The sequence below is a fragment of the Clostridium sp. MCC344 genome (assembly GCF_018785365.1).
Taxonomy (GTDB): Bacteria; Bacillota; Clostridia; order Lachnospirales; family Lachnospiraceae; genus Pilosibacter.
Window position 1 is genome coordinate 1 of sequence record NZ_WQPQ01000120.1, and the last position, 531, is coordinate 531.

The 531-nt window shown below is 40.5% G+C and carries 1 protein-coding gene; it reads right to left on the minus strand.

Features of this window, described 5'->3' with window-relative positions; translation table 11 throughout:
• Positions 1-3 precede the first annotated feature (3 nt).
• Positions 4-504, minus strand: a complete 501-nt coding sequence (locus GPK90_RS18755) for a hypothetical protein (protein WP_002594812.1) — start codon at positions 502-504, stop codon at positions 4-6.
• Positions 505-531: the final 27 nt, after the last annotated feature.

The window sequence follows — 531 nt, forward strand, 5'->3', positions numbered from 1 at the left end:
AATTTATTTTGGCAAATCATCTTCCGCTTTAAAATTCACATTACTGTCATCGATCGAGATTGTGATCGTGTAGTTATAGATTATACCATCTTCTGTTTCCAGCTTAAATGTTACCGCACCACCTCCGAGATACTGAAAATCAGGTTCGTCAGACATTCTTGCATATGTGCCATACTGTTGAAAGTATCCGTCTGCATCAAAGAACGCAACATTGCTTGTTTGCTCCTTATCGTTCCGGAAGAGTACTGCACCAACACGGTCACTAGCATGATCTGGAATTAAAACACAGTCTATGTATTCCCAATCTGTTTCTTGCACAAGAGAGAACATCGACACAATATCTTGTTCAGACCAGATTTTTCCTCCATTCAGATTACTGATATCTGTATTCTGAACCGGATTGCTGGCAGAATCTGATGTTTCTGGCATGGCGTCTTTGCTGCTGCAGGCGGACATTCCTAATACACAAACCGTCATGAAAATAAAAAGCAATGCTCTCTTCATATGAACACCTCCTCAAATTCCGATTTG